This window comes from Gemmatimonadota bacterium (assembly GCA_026706845.1).
GTDB lineage: Bacteria > Latescibacterota > UBA2968 > UBA2968 > UBA2968 > VXRD01.
In genome coordinates, this window is the sequence record JAPOXY010000005.1 from 89050 (window position 1) to 95518 (window position 6469).

The 6469-nt window shown below is 49.4% G+C and carries 2 protein-coding genes; both read right to left on the minus strand.

The features are described 5' to 3' along the window. Window positions 1-31: 31 nt before the first annotated feature. Entirely contained in the window at window positions 32-1864 is a 1833-nt protein-coding gene (locus OXG87_00540; protein ID MCY3868006.1) for a tetratricopeptide repeat protein, read from the minus strand. A 373-nt stretch (window positions 1865-2237) separates the two neighbouring features. Beyond that, window positions 2238-6434: a leucine-rich repeat domain-containing protein gene (locus OXG87_00545; protein ID MCY3868007.1), complete on the minus strand. Its 4197-nt coding sequence runs from the start codon at window positions 6432-6434 to the stop codon at window positions 2238-2240. Window positions 6435-6469 lie beyond the last annotated feature (35 nt).

The following is a 6469-nucleotide window of genomic DNA, read 5'->3' on the forward strand; positions in this document are numbered from 1 at the left end:
TAAGGATAGTAATATCAAGTGTCTATTTAATTTAGCGCGTGCGCGCCATCCCAGCTTTTGCCGAGGGGTGGTCGGGCGCTGTTTGCAAGACTTGCTGCCAGGCGTTGCGCGCTTCATCTGTCCTTCCCAGAGACCAATACGCCCAGCCCATGTTCGCGCGCGCATTGTGGGTATTGGGATCTCTTTTCAGTGCTTCCCGATAGTTATTTATCGCTTCGTGAAATTTTTTTTCGTGAAACAGGACGTTGCCCAGGTTGACGTATGCGCGCACCATGTCGGGGTCCCGGGACAGTGCCTGTTGATATGCGTTTTTGGCGGCTTCCATTTTTTCGGTGCGTGCATATGCCAATCCCAGGTTGTAATACAACACGGCGTCGCCCTGTCCGTATTTTTCCGCTTCTTCCAGATATAATTGCGCCGGTTCATTTTCGTTTGCCCACAAATAAGCCGTGCCCAGATTAAAGGGGTCCATGGTCCAGTTGTTTTGGGCGAGCTGTGCGTTTAGTTCTATGCGGTAGCCGGTCCACAGGATGATTAGTGCCGCCGCACCGATGCAGAGGTTTTTCCACTTTTGCGACTGTACACAGGATATCAATGTCCATGTTCCCATGCCTGCAAATATCATGAGGATGGGGATTGCGGGCATGCGATAGCGCGACGATACGTGAAATGCCAATACGCCTGCCGCATATCCTATGAGCCATAGATACAGGATGGCATGGCGGTCAAATTGCCGGGCTGCGACGATGAGTCCCACGATGGATAGGGGAAATAATATCCACAGTTCTGCGATTGGTAAGCGCAAGATGGCAGAGAATTTTCTCTGGTAATAGAAATTGTAATTGAGTGGGACTTCGTATCCCGATGCAAATAGGCGCACTTTTCGCAAGGTTACGGCTATCGCGCCTGTTGGATCGTCTATCCAGAATGCGAGTCCCTTATTAAACCAGAAGGAAGAGACTTCAGATGCTTTCAAAGATCGCCCCAAGGCGTCTTCGGCCACGCGGCGCGGGCCTTCCAAATTGCCCTGTGCCCCATCCGGGGTGATCTGTGCATCCACACCAGGAGGTGCGGAGAACCAGCCGGGCGCATCCGGGTGATTGCCCATGTAAAAGTTGATGCCGCCGTGCGCGGTCATCAATACCCAGTCGTCCGCGACCAGGCCGTTGCGAAGTCCGCACAGGAGGAGTGGGAGGATGAGGCCCCCTAAGAAGTAACTCGCCAGTCTTATTGAACGTTTTGCCGGTGTTGCTTTGTGGTAGGCCCACCACGCGCCGAATAGCAAGAATGGGATTGCGGATAAGATGTTGGGGCGCATGAGTGTTGCCAGTCCAAAGACCAATCCGGCCAGCCCCAGGTGCCAGTGGGTTTTATTCTTGCCCGAGATTAGCGTCAATCCTACCAGGCTGAGGAATACGGCACCCGATGTGCCCAGTAGCATGCCTTCGTAAAATAGTTGCGGTCCATAGCTCGCAAATAACAATCCCGCGAATAATCCCGCGTATGCGCCAAAGTGCCGCGCGCCCAATCGATAGACCAGTATCGCACTGGCACATCCGGCGGCAGCCTGTAAGCCTATTATCAGTTTGGGCGCATGTCCGAAGATCGCATATACAACCGCCATGAGGTATGGATACAGGGGGGGGAGAATGAAGACTTCAGCCGTGCCGAGCCAGTCTCCCGAGGCGATGCGCAGTGCCCAGTCGTCGAATATCCGCGCGTCTGAGATGAGTTTCTGAGAGAACGGATGAGTGGCCCAGAATGACCAGAGATAAAAAAAACGGACCACTATCGCAGTCCCGCCCACAATATAGGGAAAATAATGCGAGATCCGATCTGTTGCGTTGTTTGTTTTCGATGTCATGTTTTGTAATATCTAATCCGTGACATTAGAATGCAACCCTAATTAGGAGAGGAAAATAATAAAGCCCGTCGATCACCACCGATCAATGGGCTTTGTTTATTTTTAACTTAATCCAGGAGGTTTGGGTTGTCATCGCGGCATGATGAAAAGAACATATCTTTCACCATACCACTCATTCATCGCTCAAAATATACACTCTTTCCACGTTGCGTCAGTGTATTCACACGGCTCATGCGCGGCCAATTCCCAATCTTGCGCCTTAAACATCATTCAGAAAAACAAAAAAGCCCGACCTGTTCTAATCAAGTCGGGCTTTTGCAATTAGAATGCAAACAGAGCCGGGCTAACGGTTTGTAATCTGCCCGAGTGCATCTTATTCCGAGCAAGTTGGGCCGTTGACATCTTCAATGCCCTGCAGCCACGCCTGGAAGGCTACATCAGACGGCGCACATAGGCCTCCTTCACCCCAAAAGTGAAATGTCTGTAGCTTTGTCAGGCCGGTCAGGCTCTGAGGTAGAGAACCACTCAACTTATTTTCGCCAAGCCACAGTTCCGTGAGCTTGGTCAGGTTGCTCAATTCTGTAGGAACTGAACCACTTAACTCAGTATTCTGAAGCGCCAGGTAAGTGAGGTTTGTCAGGTTGCTCAATTCGGAGGGGATCTCTCCAGTCACCGGATTGCCCCAGATAGCCAGGCGCGTGAGCTTGGTCAGATTACCTAATTCCATTGGTATCTGCCCAGTCAATGGATTGCCACCAAAATTCAGGTCCTCAAGGTTTGTCAAGTTGCCTAATTTTGCTGGGATCTCCCCAGTCAACGCATTATCGTGAAGTCCCAGTTGCATAAGATTGGACAGGTTACCCAATTCTTCTGGAATCTCTCCACTCAATTGATTGTCCCAGAGATGCAGGTAAGTGAGGTTTATCAGGTTGCCCAATTCTGTTGGTATCTCTCCTGTCAGGTTATTCCCTCCCAGATGCAATGCTGTCACCGAACCGTCAGAGACCTCGACGCCATACCAGGAGGAAATGTCGTTTTCCGTGAGCCAATTGTCGTTATTTGTCCAATTAGGTCCATCCGTAGCATTATACAGTGCTACCAGTGCCTCGCGCTGGCCTGGCGGGGGTGGTGGGGCACAAGTTGAGCCGCCGTGATCTTCAATACCCTGAAGCCATGCCTGAAAGGCTGCATCAGTTGGCGCACATAGACCTCCCTCACTCCAAAAGTGAAAGCCCTGTAGATTTGTCAGCCCGGTCAGGCTCTGGGGCAGTGCACCACTCAATTGGTTACCGGCAAGCCAAAGTCCAGTGAGATTGGATAAGTTGCCGAATTCTGCTGGGATCTCACCAGTCAACTGATTCTCGCTAAGATTCAGATTTCTAAGATTGGTCATGTTGCCCAATGCCGCAGGAATCTCTCCGCTCAACTGATTGTCCCAAAGCTCTAGGGCTTCGAGGTTGGATAAGTTGCCGAATTCTGCTGGAAGTGCTCCTGTCAGATTATTCCGTTCAAGGTCCAGGTACCCAAGATTGGACAAGTTGCCCAATTCAGTTGGGATCGAGCCGTTCAACTGATTCCCGCCAAGCTTCAATTCAGTGAGGTTTGTCAGGTTGCCCAATTCAGTTGGAATCGAACCTCTCAACTCATTATCGAAAAGCTCCAGGTACCTAAGGTTAGACAAGTTGCCCAATTCAGTTGGGATTGAGCCAGTCAATTGATTCCCGCCAAGCTTCAGATGAGTGAGGTTTGTCAGGTTGCCCAATTCAGTTGGGATCGAGCCGTTCAACTGATTCCCGCCGAGAGTCAGTTCCTCAAGGTTTGTCAGGTTGCTCAATTCAGTTGGGATTGAGCCAGTCAATTGATTCCAGCCAAGCTGCAGATGAGCGAGATTTGTCATATTGCCTAATTCAGTTGGGATTGAGCCGTTCAACTGATTCCCACTGAGACCCAGCCATCCAAGGTTTGTCAGGTTGCTCAATTCTGCTGAAATCTCCCCAGTCAATTGATTGCCCTCAAGACCCAGATACCCAAGGTTTGTCAGGTTGCTCAATTCTGCTGGAATCTCCCCAGTCAATTGATTGTCCCAAAGACCTAATCCCCCCAGATTGGACAAGTTACCCAATTCGGATGGTATAGGGCCAGTCAACGCATTTTGGCTGAGATTCAGATTCCCAAGATTGGTCAGGTTGCCCAATTCTGCTGGGATCTCTCCTGTCAGATTATTCTCTTCCAGTTCCAGGTTTGTCACCGAACCGTCAGAAACATGGACGCCATACCATGTGGAAATGTCATTGTCCGTGAGCCAATTGTCGTTATTCGTCCAATTGTCTCCACCTGTCGCATTATACAGTGCCACCAATGCCTCGCGCTGGCCTGGGGGAGCGCACGTTGGGCCATGAGCCTCTTCAATGCCCTGCAGCCACGCTTGAAAGGCTGTATCAGATGGTGCACATAGTCCCCCCTCACCGTCAAAGGAAAGCTTCTCCAGCATCGTCAGTCCTGTCAGGCTCTGAGGAATCTCACCACTCAACAGGTTGCCGCCAATCTCCAGTATCTTCAGGTTGGTCAGGTTGCCCAATTCAACGGGTATTCCACCACTCAATTGATTACCGCCAAGCTTCAGTTCTGTAAGCTTGGTCAAGTTGCCCAATTCTATTGGAATCATCCCACTCAACATATTGTCGGGGAAATGCAGGATTTCAAGGTTAGACAAATTGCCCAATTCTATTGGGATAGAACCACTGAACTGATTGTCCCAGAGCAATAGCACCCTAAGATTGGATAGGTTGCCCAATTCTGTTGGAATCGAACCGTTCAACTGATTCTGGCTAAGATACAGCACCTCAAGATTGGACAAGTTGCTCAATTCTGCTGGAATCCCTCCGCTTAACTGATTATCGTTAAGACTCAGTTCCGTGAGATTTGTCAGGTTGCCTAATTCTGCTGGGATCTCACCAGTCAACTGATTGCGGCCAAGACCCAGAGTCTCAAGGTTTGTCAGGTTACCCAATTCTGCTGGAATAGAACCACTCAATGCATTATTGAAAAGATACAATCCCCCAAGGTTGGCCAAATTGCTCAATTCTGCTGGGATTTCACCAGTCAATGCATTGCGGTCAAGACCCAGGTAGCCAAGGTTAGTCAGGTTGCCTAATTCTGCTGGTATCGAGCCACTCAACTGATTGCTGTGAAGACCCAGCCCTCCGAGATTTGTCAGGTTGCCCAATTCAGATGGAATCTCCCCGTTCAACTGATTCTGGCTAAGATGCAACTGCCCAAGGTTAGTCAGGTTGCCCAATTCTGCGGGAAGTTCACCCGTTAGATTATTCTCTCTCAGGTTCAATGCTGTCACCGAACCGTCAGAAACATCAACGCCATGCCATGTAGAAATGTCGTTGTCCGTGAGCCAATTGTCGTTATTTGTCCAACTGGATCCATTCGTTGCATTATACAGTGCTATCAATGCCTCGCGCTGGCCTGGTGGGGCACACGTTGGACCATGAGCCTCTTCTATGCCATCAAGCCACATCTGAATGGTCGGATCAGATGGCGCACATAGCCCTCCCTCACCTCCAAATGAAAATGTCTCCAGTTTCATCAGCCCAGTCAGGCTCTGAGGTATCTCACCACTCAGTGCATTGTCGCCGAGATTCAGATAAGTGAGGTTTGTCAGGTTGCCCAATTCTGATGGAATCATACCCGTCAATTGATTGTTCCAAAACGTCATATACGTGAGATTGATCAGGTTGCCCAATTCGACGGGAATAGGACCACTTAATTGGTTACCGCCAAAACTCAGATGCACGAGGTTTGTGAGGTTACCGAATTCAACGGGAATAGGACCGCTCAAATCATTATCCCAAATTGCCAGCAACGCAAGATTGGTCAGGTTACCTAATTCTATTGGGATCGGACCACTTAATTGATTCACGCCGAGATTCAGGTAAGTGAGATTAGATAAGTTGCCCAATTCTGTTGGAATAGAGCCAGTCAACTGATTGCGGCTGAGATTCAGGCGAATGAGATTAGATAAGTTGCCCAATTCAATGGGTATTCCACCACTCAACTGATTGCGGTCAAGGTGTAGCCGCTGAAGGTTGGATAGATTGCCCAATTCAATAGGTATTTCACCACTCAACTGATTACTATAAAGATACAGGTACTGAAGGTTGGTCATGTTGCCCAATTCTGTTGGAATCTCCCCGCTCAACTGATTATCAAAAAGATAGAGTCGCTCAAGGTTGGCCAGATTGCCCAATTCTATTGGGATTTCCCCGCTCAACTGATTATCAAAAAGATACAGGCGCGTGAGATTGGTCAGGTTGCCCAATTCGGGGGGAATCTCGCCACTCAACTGATTCCTATAAAGATACAGGAGAGTCAGATTGGACAGGTTGGTCAATGCCACGGGAATACCACCACGCAACTGATTACTGTTAAGATACAAGCGTTGAAGATTTGTCAGGTTGCCCAATTCGGGGGGAATCTCGCCACTCAACTGATTGTCGTTAAGATTCAGGTGAATGAGGTTGGACAGGTTACCCAGTTCCACAGGAATCGAACCACCCAACGGATTGTCGTTAAGACTCAGTTGCTCAAGATTCG

Bases quoted from the DNA above. Each gene is read 5' to 3' on its own strand.
- OXG87_00540 (MCY3868006.1), bottom strand. From the start codon at position 1,864: ATGACATCGAAAACAAACAACGCAACAGATCGGATCTCGCATTATTTT.